The 16,728-nt window shown below is 35.7% G+C and carries 14 protein-coding genes; 1 reads left to right on the top strand and 13 read right to left on the bottom strand.

Features of this window, described 5'->3' with window-relative positions:
• Positions 1–38 precede the first annotated feature (38 nt).
• From BW951_RS14740 to BW951_RS14705, 8 genes are all read right to left on the bottom strand, one after another.
• Complete coding sequence (locus BW951_RS14740) at positions 39–5,387, bottom strand: N-6 DNA methylase (protein WP_076394201.1); 5,349 nt, start codon at positions 5,385–5,387, stop codon at positions 39–41.
• Positions 5,374–5,811: a DUF1896 family protein gene (locus tag BW951_RS14735; RefSeq protein ID WP_076394199.1), complete on the bottom strand. Its 438-nt coding sequence runs from the start codon at positions 5,809–5,811 to the stop codon at positions 5,374–5,376. Before BW951_RS14735 ends, BW951_RS14740 begins: the two co-directional genes overlap by 14 nt.
• A 175-nt stretch (positions 5,812–5,986) precedes the next feature.
• Entirely contained in the window at positions 5,987–8,071 is a 2,085-nt protein-coding gene (locus tag BW951_RS14730) for a type IA DNA topoisomerase (RefSeq protein ID WP_076394197.1), read from the bottom strand.
• Positions 8,072–8,082: 11 nt separating this feature from the next.
• Positions 8,083–9,495 carry a DUF3945 domain-containing protein gene (locus BW951_RS14725; protein WP_076394195.1) on the bottom strand — a complete coding sequence of 471 codons (1,413 nt, stop codon included), beginning with the start codon at positions 9,493–9,495 and terminating at the stop codon, positions 8,083–8,085.
• Between the two features lie 72 nt (positions 9,496–9,567).
• On the bottom strand, positions 9,568–9,867 hold the full coding sequence (locus BW951_RS14720; RefSeq protein WP_076350974.1) for a helix-turn-helix domain-containing protein: 300 nt from the start codon (positions 9,865–9,867) through the stop codon (positions 9,568–9,570).
• A 318-nt stretch (positions 9,868–10,185) separates the two neighbouring features.
• A complete protein-coding gene (locus BW951_RS14715; protein ID WP_076394193.1) occupies positions 10,186–11,028 on the bottom strand; it encodes an RteC domain-containing protein in 843 nt (280 codons plus the stop codon).
• A gap of 441 nt (positions 11,029–11,469) precedes the next feature.
• Entirely contained in the window at positions 11,470–11,673 is a 204-nt protein-coding gene (locus BW951_RS22795) for a hypothetical protein (protein WP_076394191.1), read from the bottom strand.
• Between the two features lie 727 nt (positions 11,674–12,400).
• Positions 12,401–12,967, bottom strand: coding sequence for a hypothetical protein (locus BW951_RS14705; protein ID WP_076394189.1), 567 nt, complete (start codon positions 12,965–12,967; stop codon positions 12,401–12,403).
• A gap of 131 nt (positions 12,968–13,098) precedes the next feature.
• Here BW951_RS14705 and BW951_RS14700 point away from each other — a divergent pair, with 131 nt between their 5' ends.
• Positions 13,099–13,347: a helix-turn-helix transcriptional regulator gene (locus BW951_RS14700; protein ID WP_076394177.1), complete on the top strand. Its 249-nt coding sequence runs from the start codon at positions 13,099–13,101 to the stop codon at positions 13,345–13,347.
• 134 nt (positions 13,348–13,481) lie between these two features.
• Here BW951_RS14700 and BW951_RS14695 read toward each other — a convergent pair whose 3' ends face one another.
• The 5 genes from BW951_RS14695 to BW951_RS14675 form a co-directional block, all read right to left on the bottom strand.
• Positions 13,482–14,681, bottom strand: a complete 1,200-nt coding sequence (locus tag BW951_RS14695; RefSeq protein ID WP_076394175.1) for a ComEC/Rec2 family competence protein — start codon at positions 14,679–14,681, stop codon at positions 13,482–13,484.
• Positions 14,682–14,914: 233 nt separating this feature from the next.
• Entirely contained in the window at positions 14,915–15,736 is an 822-nt protein-coding gene (locus BW951_RS14690; protein WP_139326167.1) for a hypothetical protein, read from the bottom strand.
• Positions 15,737–15,917: 181 nt separating this feature from the next.
• A complete protein-coding gene (locus tag BW951_RS23180; RefSeq protein WP_338076390.1) occupies positions 15,918–16,073 on the bottom strand; it encodes a hypothetical protein in 156 nt (51 codons plus the stop codon).
• Complete coding sequence (locus tag BW951_RS23175; protein WP_338076389.1) at positions 16,046–16,201, bottom strand: DUF2911 domain-containing protein; 156 nt, start codon at positions 16,199–16,201, stop codon at positions 16,046–16,048. Before BW951_RS23175 ends, BW951_RS23180 begins: the two co-directional genes overlap by 28 nt.
• Positions 16,202–16,250: 49 nt before the next feature.
• The gene (locus BW951_RS14675) at positions 16,251–16,526 is read right to left on the bottom strand and encodes a 7(1) septoil knot domain-containing protein (protein WP_076394169.1); all 276 of its coding nucleotides are present in this window, start codon (positions 16,524–16,526) and stop codon (positions 16,251–16,253) included.
• Positions 16,527–16,728: the final 202 nt, after the last annotated feature.

Below are 16,728 nucleotides of genomic sequence, written 5' to 3'. Positions count from 1 at the left end.
CTATTTTTATAGAGTTACCGGCACCTGATTGTATATTCTCACGGTTTAAGATGCGATATTTTTTTTGAAGGTTCATTCTTTGTTACAATATCTTCTACTTGTCGAACGTTCTCTTTACCCGCATCCAGGGATAATAGGATTTTCCGCTCCATCGCAGCTAACTGAATTCTCAACTCCTCTAAACTTCCGTCCTTTTTCCAGTCTCCAGATACAATTTCACGAAGTACCAGCTCATCTTTTGTTAATGCAGAAACCTTCTTTTCCTCCACTTCTATCAATCCCGGAATCTTCTGCAAAGCGCTTAGAAAATTCAAGGAAGCACGCTCCGGGTCACTTGCCATAATTCCATTATTATGTGTGTATTTTAAGTTACCTTCACCACTGATGAAAAAACGGTTATCTCTTTCTAAAGAATCCTTCTTTTCAGAAAATTCTGTTTTCACCAAAAGTCTAAAGCCATATAATGAGCCAATTTCCCTATAATCTCCTCCTGTTCTCATAGTAAATGATAACTTATTCAGGTGGTCACCGATTTCTTTCACTGTAGCCTTTTCATTCAAGCCATCGAGACTAATAGCGTTTATAATGTTTCCAGTATCAGTTTTTTTAACACGTTCATTAAAATTAGTCCAATCTGTTTTTAGACGTTCAAGAAGTGACTTGCCAGTCTTCAAATCTTCTGAAATAGTTTCAAGTTTATATAATGAACTTCTCTTAGACCGCATGAATGACATTTTTTCTCCTTCGAGGGCTGCAATCCGCTTCTGCAATTTAGCTTTCTCCAGCAAATCTGTGTTACCTGACAAAATAGCCTGATACTCCGAATAGCTCATTCCCGTTTTTTCATCCATGGCTCCCTCATCGATAGTCCGCACACCTACATTATTACTCTTCAATTGGTCAATAAAAATCTGTTTATTATATAGTGTGTTAAATTTGTAGCTGTCTAAAGACTTTTCAACGGCATAAATAAAGACATCTACTATATTGTTTCCAAAGTGCTTGGCAATCTCATTCCCCTTTCTTATGGCACGTCCATCACGCTGGGCCAGATCAGAAGGCCGCCAAGGAATATCCAGATGATGTACAGCGACCGCACGCTTTTGAGCATTAACACCCGTACCCAGCATTTCCGTTGAACCAAAGAGTATCCGTATTTTTCCCTCATTGGTAGCTTTAATAAGTTCTTTCCGATGGTCGCCAGTTTTAGCCTCCTGGATAAAGCGGATCTGATGAGCCGGAATATCATAGTCATGCATTAGCTTGCCCTTGATTTCCGAGTAAATATTCCACTGATCCGGCTTGTAGGTTCCCAAGTCTGAAAAAACAAATTGTGTCCCTTTTTGAGCATCGAATCTTCTATAATATTTGGCAAGGTTCGCGGCACAAACAGATGCCTTATTACCGGGGTGATCACCGTACTCAGAGGAGATCATACGCATATCAAGCGACATTTTCCGCGCATAATCTGTTGCGATCAACATTTTAGCTTTCTCTTCTGTCGGAGAAAGTGGCTCTCTTCCCAACAATTCGGCCTTTCCGGTTTCCGCGAACTCCATTAATTTCTTTATGAATCTTTCCTGATCCGGTGTTGGGGGGATATGAACTAAGCTTTCTTTTTTCTCAGGACGGTCAATTCCTATATCCTTAGCTGTCCTATAGTCTGTTATCTCCGAATAAAATTGCGCCAGTTCAGGAACCTTAATGAAATGCCTGAACCTTTCTTTTTGAACAATATTATTGGCTACCGAAAATTCATAATCAACCGATTTTCGAGCATAAATTGCCGCCCATGCGTCGAAACAGTTTATCCCCTGTCTTTCCAGTGCTTTTGGACGCAGGTATTTGAACAACAGATATAGCTCCGTTAAAGAATTACTTATTGTGGTACCTGACAAAAAGGTGGCTCCAAGATCTTTCCCCGTACGCTCCTGTATGGTTCTGATTGCAAACAGTAGATTTAAAGCCCGCTGACTCCCCTGTGCATTTCCCAATCCTGCAACACGTTCATGCCGGGTATTGAACATCAGGTTTTTAAATCGGTGGCTCTCGTCCACGAACAAGTGGTCAATACACATCATTTTAAAGTCAACCACATCATCTTTTCGGTTTTCAATGTCGCTTTCCAGGATTTTCAGCTTTACATTTAGGTTTTTTTTCCTGATCTCAACTCCTTTAAGCATTGCACCGGAAACATCTTTACCCTGCGATCTCAAAACTTCAAGATTACGCTCAATTCCTTCCAGTTCAATATTCAAAATTTCTTTTTGAAGTTCTGACGATTGGGGAATCATACTGAACTGCTCATGCGTAAGAATAATACAGTCCCAATCATTATTTTTTATTTCGCCGAAGATTCTCAGTCGGTTCTGCGGAGTAAAATCCTTTTTTCCAGGATATAATAGTTTGGCGTGGGGATATGCTTTGCGATAAGTCTCGGCGATTTCATGTACATTGGCTTTTAAAGCAATAATCATCGGCTTATGAACCAATCCCAGCCGCTTCATTTCTTGGGCAGCAGTACACATAATTAACGTCTTTCCAGCACCAACCTCGTGGTCGCAGATCCCGCCACCATTACATTTGATCATCCATACCGCATCTTTCTGACTACCATATAGATCTTCAATACCTACAGCTCTTCGGTTGAGCCCAGGAAAAGCCTGATGGCTACCGTCGTATTGTGGCCGCACATGACAATTAAATAAGTCATTATACTTTTCAGTGAGTCCATCTTTAAATTCTTCACTTTGGTCGAATAACCAGTCCGTAAAAGCCCTTCTAATATCATCAATTTTGCTATTTGCAGCTTGAATAGCTTCCATATCCCGCACCTTTACCTCAGTACCGTCTGCTAAATACGCTTTCTTTGTAATATCCGGTGTGGTATTGACTAATGCATGCCGTAAGAGATTCAGTCCGTCAAAATTTCTACTGTCTGACTTTACCGCATACTTTTCTGTTATGATTATATTGCTGCCGCTGCATTGCACTGAAAAGTCATCCGAACTTTCAGTATATTGAATTGAGACTTTCGTTTCAAAAAGATGGCTGGCAAACCTGCTATAAATGTCTGTGTCAATCCAGCGTTCACCAAGATTAAAATCCAGCTCTTCAAATGATATTAAAGTAGGTCGAACCTCTTGGAGAGCTTTTAAACTTTCTTCACCCTGTTGGTCTGTGACATGCTCCGAAAAAAATTTGCTAAGCTGCTTTGTCTTTTCGACAACATTCCCAGATAAAAATGTTTGCGAGGTTTCGTATAATCCCAGGAGCGGATTAAAATAAATCCTTCCTTTCAACTGCTCTTTCAGCTCTTCAACTGAAATTCCAGAAATGTTAAACATGAAATCAAGATCAACTTTAGCAGAAAGATTAAGGGAAGCCGATAACGCTTCACTGGCGCTATTGACTGCTAAATCATCAGTTGAAAAACTAACGGGATGGTCAAAAATGTCCGCTTTGTGTATTATTCCTCCAATAACACGTTCCAGATAAGGGATTTCATTTCCCGAAGCATCTGTTTTAATAACTTTGATATTCTCCGCAGCATTTAAATTGCCATATTTCTTTACAAATGCGTCATACTGAATATTGAGCAATCTCCGACCTAAAGTATCTTCTTCTTTCTGAGTTACCTCATAGTGATATAAGTTATGATAACAGTCCCTAAATTTTATATAATCTTCGATCCTACTTTTTTGCTTTACAGCAAGTATAAGCGGGTGAAAAATGTACTGTCCTTTCCGGAAATTCCATTTGATTGATCCAACATTACCATTGTAAGCCACCAAAGTGTTATCCCTATAGTATTCTTTTTTTTCTCCTTCAAACACAACTGACTCCATTAGTTCGGCCTGTTCAGTAATTTCTGAAAAAAGAGAAAGCGCATGTGCTCTATTCGATTGATTATCTTTTAGATCAGCAGTTTTTTTACTCCGTTTTGTATTATTATCTCTGATGCTTTGGTCAGAATCTGTCGTCTTTGTCTTATCATTTGTAGATGCATGTTCGAATAACGAAAGTTGCTGTACTTTACTTTGTTGCTTCGTTTTACGAACTGTTTTTTTTGAAAACGAACGTTGCGTAAAACTATCAATTTGTTGGTCAGAAAATAAACTTAGTTGAACAGGTTGCTCATCATTATTCCGTGTATTTTTACTTTTAGAAGTAGAATCTCCTCCCAAGGGAGTTTGCAAAATATCCTTTTGTTGCGAATCTGAATCCATTTTAACAGCAAAACCATTGTATAGTTTGAAATTAAAAAAGGTGCTGAAATCGGCTGCAAGCTTTTCTTTGAGATCACTGGCGATCCCTTCTGTTCCGCCATCATGCAGATAGATTGTCCTCTTTTTACCATATGCATCTGTATCCTCAATGTATCGGGTGGATACAATATGGTTAGGATTAAAAAACAAGGTATTGCAGTGTGAACCCTGGTCACCTGATACTGTATGGATAAAATCTTTTGCCCGATGTGATAACGAATCTCTATCGCTGCTCTTTTGCAAAACGATCAGATCACTCCCTACCTCCGTTCCTGCCCCTTCAAATAGATTATTAGGAAGTCTTATTGCAGTGACTAACAGGTGCTCCCGCATCAGTGCCTCGCGGACGGGCTGATTGGATGGACTGTCCATAATACCCTGTGAGGTTATAAAGGCCAGGATACCGCCCTCCCTAAGCTTATCTGTAGCCTTTAAAAAGAAATAGTTGTGAACACTTTTGGTTGCAATTTTACGTGCTTCATCCTTACCTCTCGCAAAGGAAAGATCAAATACGGAACTCGTCCCAAAGGGTATATTACTTACAATTAGGTCATAAAGTCCTTCTTCCTGATCAGCGATACTTTCAAAACCAGTCACTCGTACATCTGCCTCTGGATGCAGTAGTTTCAAAATCTTTCCGGTCAAAGGATCTTGTTCATAGGCCGTAACACGAAGGTTCGTTTTGTTTTTAAAAGGATGAATAAAGGCGCCAACACCCGCTGAGGGTTCGAGTACTTTATTGATTCCTAAATCATCCCCTCCTATTACTGACACGATAACTTCGGTTATTTCTTTTGGTGTATAGAATGCATCTAATACAGAACTCTTAACACCGCTGACCCAATTTTTATATTCAATATCATTTTTAGCGTGTTCACGTAATAAACCGTAGAGTTCTTTTGTCAGAGCAAACAATGGCTTTTCACTGCTATTCCATTTTTCAATGTCTTCTGGTAATTCGGCTGGATTAAGCACACATTTTAGCCCGCCAAATCCCACATATAATGACAATTGTTGCTCTTCGCCCGATGTTGGTTTACGTTTTTTATTTTCAACATTGAAAGCAATTTTCAGAGCATCAATATTCTGCTGGAGGTGCTGCCTCTTATTGAATGCCATGTTGCTCGATCCATATGGCGATGAAACCTGTCATTTCTATGTATAGCAGGTCATAATCATTTGAATATGCAAAATCATCGGTTAGATCATACTTTGCAAAAACCTCTTCGCAGGTAGGAAGTATTTTTAATGCAAAATCCCTGAATTCAAAATCAAACAGCAGGTCGCTGAACTCGTATGTCAGCACCTCAAAAAGCGTAGTGAATTTTGAAAAGTGAAGCCCCTCATAAAGTATGTAATCGGCTATTTCATCGCATTTAGTAATATGGTTGCCTGACCTGAAAGCTCCATCATAAGCATTAGCTGCCCACCGCGCCCGTTGGGCGATAAATTTCGTATCCTCTAATTTTTCAGGAAAACTCGCTTCTATATGTTCCTGTAGCTTTAATTGGTAGTAGGAAAAATCCTTTTGCTCTTTTTTCATGTGTCAATTGTTTACTTGTTAGGTAAACCTAGCCACAGAAGCCCTCGTAAAGCAGTTTAGGGGGTATTCTAACCTAAGAAGTCCGTCATTTTCCTAATTGAAAAAATGAGATAAAAAAAAAGAAGCCTGAAATCACCGGGGATCTCAGGCTTCACACCAAATCACATCATGAAAATTATCGGAACTTTCGTTTCTTTTTCTGCTCAAATTCAAAAGAAGTAGTACCATCCTCTGATAACACAATATAGGCATCAAATGGCTTTCCACTGTGACCGACCATCTTGCGGATCAATGGTGTTCTTTTCTTGGTAAGCAAAGCTTCTACAATTTTATATGTTAATTGTATTCCGCACACCTTTCGAAAAAGTATCCATCCGCATTCATCACTACAGCATTTGATTACCTTTTCACGCAAACAGGCTTTACTACTACATTTAGGGCAGTAAAGATCTTGAGGACCCGTCTCCGCAATTTTCTCGGTCAGGAGCTCCTTGGTAACCTCTTGGGTTAGCTTCTCAAGTTCAGCATGAAATTCCTTAGCAGACATTTCATTATTCTGTATCTTTTCGAATGAAAGTTCCCATTGCGCCGTCATAGAAACATCTGCTATCTTTTTATCTTCTACTATCTGATAAACAAGAAGGCCCTTCTCAGTAGGAATGATCGACTTCTTCTCCCGACGGATATAATCCCTGTCGAAAAGCGTTTCAATAACCGAAGCACGGGTAGCAGGTGTACCTATCCCAATGGTTTTAAGTGCTTTTCTCTCCTCAATATCCGTAATGCTATTACCGGCATTTTCCATTGCTGATAAAAGTTCTGCTTCAGTATATAATGCGGGTGGCTTTGTTTTCTTGGAAAGAAGCGTCGCAGTGCTTAACTGCAAGAGATCGCCCTTCTGTAAATCTGGCAGGTCATAAATAGCATTGTCCTCTTCTTCATTAAAAATCCCATTGATCGACTTCCAGCCTGGGGACGTAATCTTTATTGCTTTAATTACAAAATTATAATGGAGTATTTCTAATATTGCCGAAGTAGTTTCCCTGTGGCAGGCTGGTGAAATAGCTTCAAGAAGTCGGCAGGCTATTAAATCATACAATGCATTTTCGTGCGCGTTCAAAATGCTAGGAATATTCTCGGTTATTAAAATTCCATGATGGTCAGTTACCTTCACGTCATTGACGATATGTTTGTTATATCTCTCCCATTTAACCTCTTCGACCTTTTCTTTAAAAGCATTGGAAGCCCCTAAAGCGACAATCAGATTTGGAATTTCGCTCCAAACGTCCTCTGGAATGTACTTTGATCCCGTACGGGGGTAACTTATCAATTTCTTTTCATACAAGATCTGCGCTATTTCCAACGTTTTTTCTGCGGAAAAACCCAGTTTCCTATTGGCCTCTTTTTGTAAGCCTGTCAAATCAAAAAGTAATGGTGCCTGCAATGAACCGGATTTCTTTTCAACATCCACAACAAGTACAGTTCCAGCACGCCCAATAGATCTTATTGCAGATTCTACTTTAGTTCGTTCTTCCCATTTATCAACCGATAAACTCTTGAAAATAGTCCCCTCTTTTTGATGTTCCAGCTCAATCTGGAAATAGCTTTTTACTTCAAACGATTTATGATCTATATATCTTTTACAGATAAGCGATAAAGTAGGTGTCTGAACACGCCCTAAAGAATATAAACCATCCCCTAAACTGATCGTCAGGGCTTGCGTGGCATTGATCCCGATCATCCAGTCAGACTGTGACCGCTCGCGTCCGGCATAATAGAGACCATCAAAATCAGCACCAGGCTTCAAATTGTTTAATCCGCTTATGATTGCTTTCTCGGTTAAACTACTGATCCAAAGCCTCTCAAATGATTTACCGCAGCCTAAATATTCATATATGTATCGGAAAATTACTTCACCCTCCCTACCCGCATCGGTAGCAACAATAATACTGTCGCACTTTTCGAAAACTTCGCCAATTATTTCTAATTGCCGTTTTGAACCTTCATCGTAAACATAACCATTACCAGCCTTTACTTTTCTACAGGTAAGCATAAAATTTTCTGGTATGATGGGAAGGGATTCCCTATTGAACCCCTTTATTCCATAGTCCGCAGGCATCGCCAGTCCTACAAGATGTCCATAAGCCCATGTGACCATAAAATCACCCCCCAAAAAATATCCATCTTTTCTTTCAGTTGCTCCTACAATTCGGGCTAGTTCATGTGCTACAGAGGGCTTTTCTGCTAAGATTGCTTTCATAATGGCTTACTTTAGTGAAGTTTCGGTCGTCTTGTAGGGGTCTTTCTTTCTTGCGCATCAGTCTTTGCAGTATTACGTGCGGCCTGTTTTGAATCATCTTTTTGCACCGGAGATTGTCGCTGTTTCTTCTCTTGATTTGTATCACCCAGGACTTGCTCCAGCTGATTTTCCAAATGAGGTTTTTGGAAGGAGAAGTCAACCTTTCCTTTTTGTTCATTGTAGAAGGCATAACCTGAATATATTCTATTTTGATCCTTATTGACAAGATCTTCCAGATAAATAGCTTTACCCTCTTTTAGCTGATCCTGTTCTTTTTCGCTAAGCTGTCGGTCTCTAAAGACAGGTGGAATTACCCTTGTAAGCTGTTGTTCAATATTCAGGGTTTCTTTATTGCCGGCAAATACAATTTTTCTGTCATCAGCGCTGAACTGCAACGTTTGGCTGAACAGTTCCTCTGTTTTTGTATTTACCATACCATCAACGAGCACGGGCTTTCCTTCCATGAGTTCCTGCTTTTGTTCCTTACTTAACTTTACGCCACCAAATTTATCATTGATTTTAATCCATTCAAGCGGATATGATACCGGCTCCTTTGTATATTTATCCAAACTGATCAATGACTTTACTGTAATACCCTGTGTATTCGTCAGTTCAGCCACCCGTCCCATATTTCCAGTTTTTATCAGGTTCTCCTTATCCTCTCTTGTAAATCTATGGCCATAAAAAGGATTTTCCAAAGGAGCTTTATGTCGTATACCATGCGTCAAAATAACAATCTTATTATCGACTTGTCTTAAAGAAAGACGAGCATCGCCTTTTAATGCGAGCCCTTCAAAATTTCCTTCAATCTTAAATATTGTATCTGATTTGTATCCTTTTAGCAATTTGTCCAATTGTCCATTTTTCTCTAACAGCTCCCTGTTCAAGCCAAATTTATGAGCTGTATTCCAGTCAATTTCATCTGCATTATAACGATTCACATTTTTTGCATCATCTTTGGTTTTCCCTTGATTAACTTCTTGTTTCGTTTCCATATCTTGTTTTTTTTGTTTATTGTCATGTTTCACTTCCAATGCGTCCAGCAATTTATTTCCTTCCGGTGTTGGATTATCGAGAGCAGATTGTAATTTCTTCGCTATCGCCTCCATATCGATGTCGGCAATTTTAAAGAACTTGTATCCTGTAGGATCGTTGAGTTTTCGCCAGAAATTAGAAAAGAAATTGCTGAAAATATCGCTTTTGTCTACGCGAATAAAATCCAACAAATTCTTCTGTTTGGGCTCTCCTGTTTCCAGTTTCCCATCCTTATCAACTCCTTTTACAGCTTCGATCCTGTTCTTAACTTTGTCAAGAACCAATAGGATATCGGACAGCGGCTCTAACGCTTTGGCTACCTTTTCGTCAGTGATTGTTTGTTCGTTCATAATAAAAAAGTTTTAAGTTTATCGAAAGTAGAATGGGAATCGTTACAGTATTATATCTATTCCGTTAGAAACCTATTTTTGCCTATATTTTCCGCCGTGATAACTGTCTCTAATAAACTGTTGCACATCAGAACTCTTGTAATAAATTTTACCACTGATAGTGAAAAACTTTATTCTGCCGATTGTACGGTAACGCTGAAGACATCGGTAAGTGATCTTTAGCATTTGAAGCACGTCTTGATTATCGAGCAGTTCATCACCGTCGATACTCAATCTCTTTTTGTCGCGGATTTCAAGATCCCCTGCGAGTATATCAAATCGCTTCATGATACGATCCATCCAAGCGAGGAATTCAACTCGATCTATATTCATAGCCTTTTACATTTGGTTTACATACCAAAATTGGCCTTGATTTTCCGCTAAATCGTACAAGGTAGTATCAAGGATATACCAAGAGAAATGAACTTTTTTTTCGTTATTTTTTTAATAGTGGCGCCAGTTTGCATTGGTATCCTATGACTAGTATATTGGTACATACTAAAAGTATGAACTGTCGAAACCAGCTGTGTAAATTTCAGGTTAATTATTCCTACGAATAAATTCAGTATAACGGGACAGCATAAATTTCGGCAATAAAAAACAGGTCATCGATTTGATTACCTGTCTTGTACAATAGATTTACTACCTACCTTAAAGTTCTCTATCCATATATTGTTCTAGAGAACTTTTTAAGAAAAGTAAATAGCTGGTTTTCTCTCCTGCCCTGAACTTCATCTGATGGAATGCATGATGAATATCCCCCAATTTGATTTCAAACACTTCCTCAAATAGTTTACTCATTTTTCGCAGGCCAGCTCTTCCATTAGACACACTACCTGCGGCATGTAGTGCATAAATCAGTTCAATTAACGCATTCTTGGAATCCGTCCAAGAAAAATTTCCATTTTCAGGCATAGGGGAACTGCCGGTGTTATTGGAGTCTTTCTGACTAATTTTCGACAAATAATAGGAAAAAAGCAAGTCCATCGCTATGATCTGAGCGACTTTATAATCATAATAGGTAGAAAACTCAATATCAACTTCAAAGAAAAAACTGTCTACACCATCGAAGAAATTAATATTACCTAATCTAAAATAGGAATTGTCTTTATCGCAGCGACCAGAACGATAATACCAGTAAAAATCCGAACTCTCCAGGTGCTTTTTATATTCTTTATTTAAAAGCTTGATCTGCTCGTTGTAATAAGCTTGTACCAAATCATAAAGTTCCGGGTTAATAACTTCCAAACGGACAAGCTTATTATAGTAAATGAGTTTTCCTAAAATCTCGGGCTTGACAGTCTTAAAAAAGACTACTTCGTCGTCGGCTGTAGCAAAACCATTTTTAGCAATTTGGGTTTTAAGATCGCTTAATAATTGGCGAAGAAAAGAAACCATATGATAAGCTTCTTCAATGGTGCTTTTCGTACTTCGTTCTAGATTCTTCTCCTGTTGTTCGATTGATAATAGAATATTTTTATATAATTGTTTCATGGTTACTTTTTTAAAGTGAATAACCTCCACACAGTCGTTTTCCCTTTAAATTATATCTCTCCACGTTGAGATATAAAATTAAATATACAATATATTTTTTTTCTAATAATCAATAGTTTAGGCCAGTTATTATTCGCCGACACTAAATCAGAATTCGTACGAATATACTCATAATCTGCAATTGAATGAAATATGTTTGCTCATTAAAAAATTATTATTTCCCAATAAAACAAAGATTATTCTTTAAGATACTGTAAAAATTAAACCAATGAAATTTATACCTTTTATCTAATATAAAATGAAACAAAAGATTTTTAATCAAAATTCTGGTTAGAATTAATGCATAAAAGAGACCACCATTTAAGTAATCTCTTCTATTGTACCCTAATCTAATCTGGGAATTTTTGTAATTAAATCTTTCCGTTCAAGAATTTAATAGCCTTACTTGTATTCTCTAGCGTACCATGCGAGATGAAAAATATCAGATGGATCATATTCAAATCCTTCATTTGGCTCGATTTCCATTGTTAATTTATTAAATGTAACCTTGTACTTTATAAAAAAGCCAATTGGTTGGAGGCAGTCCTCTTTAGCGTCGTTGATAGCCTTGATCGCATCGCTACTTGGTAATGTTATTTTAATCATATTGCTAAATTACATTTGCAGATATTTTTATTTTTACGGTTACCCGTAAGATTATAATTTTTATTAAAATTTGAATTTTGATGGTTTAGGTTTTAAATCGATCTGCCCTAAAAAATGTAAAGCTGCTTTGTCCAAGTGCTCCAATTCATACGGAGAAAAATCCCTTTTTTGATTAGGAAATCCCTAGACTAAATAGGATAAGAATTTCAATCTTATCTTTGTTGACAGCCAATTTGTTTAATTAGTGCTACATCTCTAAAAATATAGCAAACATCTATATTAAAAGGACAAATATTTTGTAAGTCAAGCTCTTGCAGATTAATTTTAAAATTATGAATAAAAAAAGAAAACCCAAGTCAGAACTGGCAAATAATCACACTAAAAATTACCATTACAGATAAAAATAATTGGTTGGTAGGCGCGCAAAAGATTCGAACTACGAATTGAAATATTTTAAAATTACAATCCCATGAAGATAACTTAGCAGGAATCAAACAAAATAAACAATAACATAAATGCTTTATTTTCAACTACATAACTCTAGAATATTTTCAATATCGTTATAAAAATAGTTTGGATAGCCTACCAGCGAGTTCACAAAAACCGGCATTAGAAGTTTACTTCATGCCGGTTTTTTTATTATTTTACTTGACTCTCTAACTCTTTTTTTTAAATTAAACTATAAAGGTATAATTTTCTGATCGCGTTTGATTGAAATGAAATATTGTCATAACTGAAGTTCAGCAATTGACTCCTCATGCGGAAGTTTTTCCCTGTTATTTTCACGTTCCAGAATCAGCCATGCTGCATCCAGCATTTTGGTGAGGTGCAAATACGGATCTACGATATTGCGCTCCGGTGCATTGTTGAAGTTTCCGAGCGAGAAATACACGACTTCCGACAGAAACTCCTCGAATTCCTCGAGACGGTATTTTTTAAAGGCTTTTCTGAAAACTTTTGCCGGATCGCAGTATTCTTTTTCCGACAGCGAACCCTGCAACATCGGGTTTTTATGTTCCGAAAGTTCATGAACCAACCATTTTCCGTGCTTTTTTCTAAGGGAATATGCTGCGCGAATAAACGACCGTAGCGACTGGTAAAAATAAAAGATAACAGAAGGATCTTCCGGAGTCCGTATTTTGCGCTGTGCGGCGTATTGCATGATGAGATTTAGATGTTCTTTGGCGGTTACCAAATCATGGAACTGGAAAAATACTTCCATCAGCGAAATTGCGGAATATTTCTTCCGACCGCACCAAAAACGGGATTCAAAATCTATGCTGTTCTTTTTCATACGAAGAAAGTTTTGTGTTTTTATTGTTTTTTGGGGTTGCTTATGTAACTTATTTTACAAATGTAATAATATTTCATTATTGCGCACAGAAAACCGCACTGTTTTTTTTCTCTTTCTTTTAATTTGTTAACATGGACGATGAAAAAGACGTAATCATTTCTATTTGCAAATACATTTACACTAATTGGATTTCAAAAGCGGAATCGCAAAGAGATTTTGCGTCAAAATGCGGCGTAGAAGAAAGTACCATAAGAAGAATTAAAAATATTGCGTTAGGAACATCAAAGACTGATTATAATATGTCCTTAAAAACTTTAATCAGAATTTGTCGAAAAAAGGAGATTACCTTAGAAGAATTTTTTGGAAATATAAATAAATGAAAATCCTAACAAGAGTTGGGATTTCAAATACATATATTATAATAAACCAGAATATCATTCTTAATTAAGTAATAATGAATATATTTAGGCTATTATACAAAATCGTAAAGTTGATTTTAAATTTTGATCAATTTTTAAAGCTGAATAATTATATCATTATTTGTAAGTATAGTCTGCTCAACTATGTAACGATTCGATTTTAATAAGTTAATATTTTTTTTTAAAGGATGTCCATAACTATTTTTTCCTGAAGAAATTATTGCTCTTCCTGGAATAACATTTTTTGGAATTTCGTAAATGTAATTACCTGCTTTTCCTCCATGGTGAGGCACAACAAGATGATGTTGATGTTTAAAATTCAGATGAGGAAGAATATCTCGCGAAATTTGTCCATAATGACAATCACCAGATAAAATCACACTATTATTTTTTGATTTGACTGACAAAACTAAGCCGGAAATATTCCTATCTTTATGTTCTTCTGCATTATACAAAACAATTTGATCTGTGATAGGGTTAATATTTTTAAACAAAACTACTCCACGTTTAGAATTTTTTACATTTGCACTGATTGGATAAGTTTTTGCTATTCCTAAGGCATTTTCTATTCTAGAAAAAAGTTTTCTTGACGTTAGATTTGGCTTATTACTCCTACAAATAAATGCCGAAAAATTATTTCTTAACTCTGAATCAGTCATTCCTAATAATGCATGGTAATGATCTTTGTCCCAATGTGATAGTATTAAAATGGGTTTTGCGTTATTATATTCAATATTTCTGTTGTCAATTATTTTTCTGATATTCGACTTTGATTCATTTAATGATGCTCCTGCATCAAAAACAATTTTCACCTCATCATTAGAAAGTATTTCATTCCAGTTACCATGTCCCACATTTCTTATAATCACCTTTAATTTTCCCTTTATATCAAATGTAAATTTTGATAAATCTATGTATCTATTAAAATATCCATCTAATTTTTTTACTGAAATCGAAGATCCAAAAATTTTTGTCTCAATATTTTCTACGTTTATAGTAAATCCAATTAGAAAAGAATTTTCGTTTTGTGAGATTAAATTAATATTATTTCTCAAAAAATCAATTACATCTAAATTTATCTTGTAAATTGTGTCTTCTTTAATATTATATCGATAACCATTCAACATAACCATTGTGGGGCTATCAAGATTATATTCAATACCCATTTCATTGGTAAAAACTTGATAATAATTTGAATCAAAAAAATCGATAAGAACAGTCTTCTCTTTCTTATTAAATTCTTCTATATATACATAAATGTCGGGATTACTGATTTTTGAATTTAATAAATTCATGGTTAAAATAGTTTACTAATATTTATAAAGATAATAATTTGTGAATGAATAAAAATTTCTGTTCTCTACATTAATATAAAAATTTTATTAGTTTTTTTATATACTTATCTAATACAGAAATAATTTAATAGAGAACTCAAAAAATTGTGATTTATATTGTTAATATAATAAAAATCCTTTTGAACTATCTATGCGTTAGTTTTGGTCAATACTAATATTATAATTTAGGCTTGCTATTTACCATATTGCATCCATCTAGCGTAGTCGTATCCATCTGATAACTCAATATGATTAAAGCCTTTTTCGTGGATCATATCGAAATAGTCCAATGTTTCAAATTTTCGAAACCATACATCATTAAAGAGAATATAGGTCAATCTTATTTTTTTATTGTCTTTGCCAAAAACCGCGACTTTAATATCTAAACCTTTATCTAACAACAAATTTCTAAGATTTTCTCCATATTTCAATCGCATTTTAGATTCTTCCAAAGAGGTCTTTCTATCTAAATCAGCAATCTGTTTTTTGCCAATTGCATCTTTATTTTTTATTAATGAATCTTTGGTTTTCTCAATTCTTTTTGCAAATTCAGAACCTTTAGTTTTTTTAGCTAGCCCTGTAAACCTTATAATCTCAGTCTCTACAAAATACTTTTGCGATTTTAAGATTTCATAAGCATTTTTGACTTCATCTGCTAAATTATTGATGGGAATTTCATGTTGAAGTAAAATTTCAACTTCAGTTGATGTTAAGCCCAATCTTTTTATATCATTTTCTCGTGCTAATTTTTCTGCTGAAATCTTATCTGATTTTTCCTTCCTTTCTTTTTCAGCTGCTATTTCAGATTCTGTTTTATAAAAAAAATTAATGTATAGCATTGCAATAAATATCATTGCTAGTCCCGAAGTCAAAACTGTTTGTCTAACTTTTTCTGTTGATCGTAAGTTTTCATTTTTAGTTTTATCAGGGAATTTATTTTCTCTAAATCTTACTATCAGGAAATTGACCAGTAACACGATAAATAAAAGCACTAAAATTGTTGTAAAAGTTATCATAATAGATGTTGGTTATTATTTTTCAAATATAGATAAAGCACATATGAGGAAATTGTGGAAAACCGTAAATCTAAATATGATAACAATAAAGCAAATTTTAAGCTTGTTGATTATCTTAAAAGTCATCAATACCAAACAAAAAAATCCCGGACAACCGGGATTTTAAATTTCATATTCAAACTTACTTAATCTCCACAGGAACCGAGATTTGATCCCAATCCATCGAGAATCCGTTCTTGTTTATTTTGTAAACCAGAGTTTCCTGTTTTGCAGGCAGTGTTTTTGTTTTTACCTCTATATTTAAAGCATTTACCTGTTCGTATTTGAGACGCCCCATTGTTTTGGCTCTTTGTTGAAGATGGCAGTCCATGTTCCGCTTTCTTTAGGAATTAAGAAAAAGCTGTATTTTCCGGCAGGAAGTTGTTTACCCTGAACGGTAATTTCTTTATCCAGCGTATTTTTCACAAAATACAGGAAAATATAATGAAAGGCTGAAGATTTCTTCCTACTTTTATTAAGCTAATCTTCCCTTATATCGGCTTTCCTTCTGCCATCCTGCTTCGCTATAAGTGTCTACAAAGCATATTTTAACTTGTGCCATTCCTACAGAAACGAAAGAAATAACACAAGTAGCATCCTGTTTGTTACGCGTAATATACCAAAGTGCATCACCATGAGCCAAACCCCACGAGGAAACCCTATTAACCAATAAATCTGCATCTCCCCTGCTTACAATCGCAACTCTTATATGTGCTTCTCCCATAGATGCGACCTGATATATTCTTGCCATTTTTAAATGATTTTTTATGCTTTTATTAAACAGATAAAATTATGATTGAAAATAAATCACAAATATACTATGTGAGTAAACAAAATGAAAAAATAATTTCAGAAAATTTTTTATCGGTTACAGCTAAAAAGACCAATTTAAGCTCATCTAACATAAATCTCACAGTCTTTCACCCATTAAATTTTAAATAAATTTCGTATAT

Source organism: Chryseobacterium gambrini (assembly GCF_900156825.1).
In the GTDB taxonomy this organism is placed as follows: Bacteria; Bacteroidota; Bacteroidia; order Flavobacteriales; family Weeksellaceae; genus Chryseobacterium; species Chryseobacterium gambrini.
Note: the sequence above shows the minus strand (reverse complement) of the source record. Positions and strands in the feature narration are given on the sequence as shown.

Bases quoted from the DNA above. Each gene is read 5' to 3' on its own strand.
- BW951_RS14740 (WP_076394201.1), bottom strand. From the start codon at position 5,387: ATGGCATTCAATAAGAGGCAGCACCTCCAGCAGAATATTGATGCTCTG.
- BW951_RS14735 (WP_076394199.1), bottom strand. From the start codon at position 5,811: ATGAAAAAAGAGCAAAAGGATTTTTCCTACTACCAATTAAAGCTACAG.
- BW951_RS14730 (WP_076394197.1), bottom strand. From the start codon at position 8,071: ATGAAAGCAATCTTAGCAGAAAAGCCCTCTGTAGCACATGAACTAGCC.
- BW951_RS14725 (WP_076394195.1), bottom strand. From the start codon at position 9,495: ATGAACGAACAAACAATCACTGACGAAAAGGTAGCCAAAGCGTTAGAG.
- BW951_RS14720 (WP_076350974.1), bottom strand. From the start codon at position 9,867: ATGAATATAGATCGAGTTGAATTCCTCGCTTGGATGGATCGTATCATG.
- BW951_RS14715 (WP_076394193.1), bottom strand. From the start codon at position 11,028: ATGAAACAATTATATAAAAATATTCTATTATCAATCGAACAACAGGAG.
- BW951_RS22795 (WP_076394191.1), bottom strand. From the start codon at position 11,673: ATGATTAAAATAACATTACCAAGTAGCGATGCGATCAAGGCTATCAAC.
- BW951_RS14705 (WP_076394189.1), bottom strand. From the start codon at position 12,967: ATGAAAAAGAACAGCATAGATTTTGAATCCCGTTTTTGGTGCGGTCGG.
- BW951_RS14700 (WP_076394177.1), top strand. From the start codon at position 13,099: ATGGACGATGAAAAAGACGTAATCATTTCTATTTGCAAATACATTTAC.
- BW951_RS14695 (WP_076394175.1), bottom strand. From the start codon at position 14,681: ATGAATTTATTAAATTCAAAAATCAGTAATCCCGACATTTATGTATAT.
- BW951_RS14690 (WP_139326167.1), bottom strand. From the start codon at position 15,736: ATGATAACTTTTACAACAATTTTAGTGCTTTTATTTATCGTGTTACTG.
- BW951_RS23180 (WP_338076390.1), bottom strand. From the start codon at position 16,073: ATGGGGCGTCTCAAATACGAACAGGTAAATGCTTTAAATATAGAGGTA.
- BW951_RS14675 (WP_076394169.1), bottom strand. From the start codon at position 16,526: ATGGCAAGAATATATCAGGTCGCATCTATGGGAGAAGCACATATAAGA.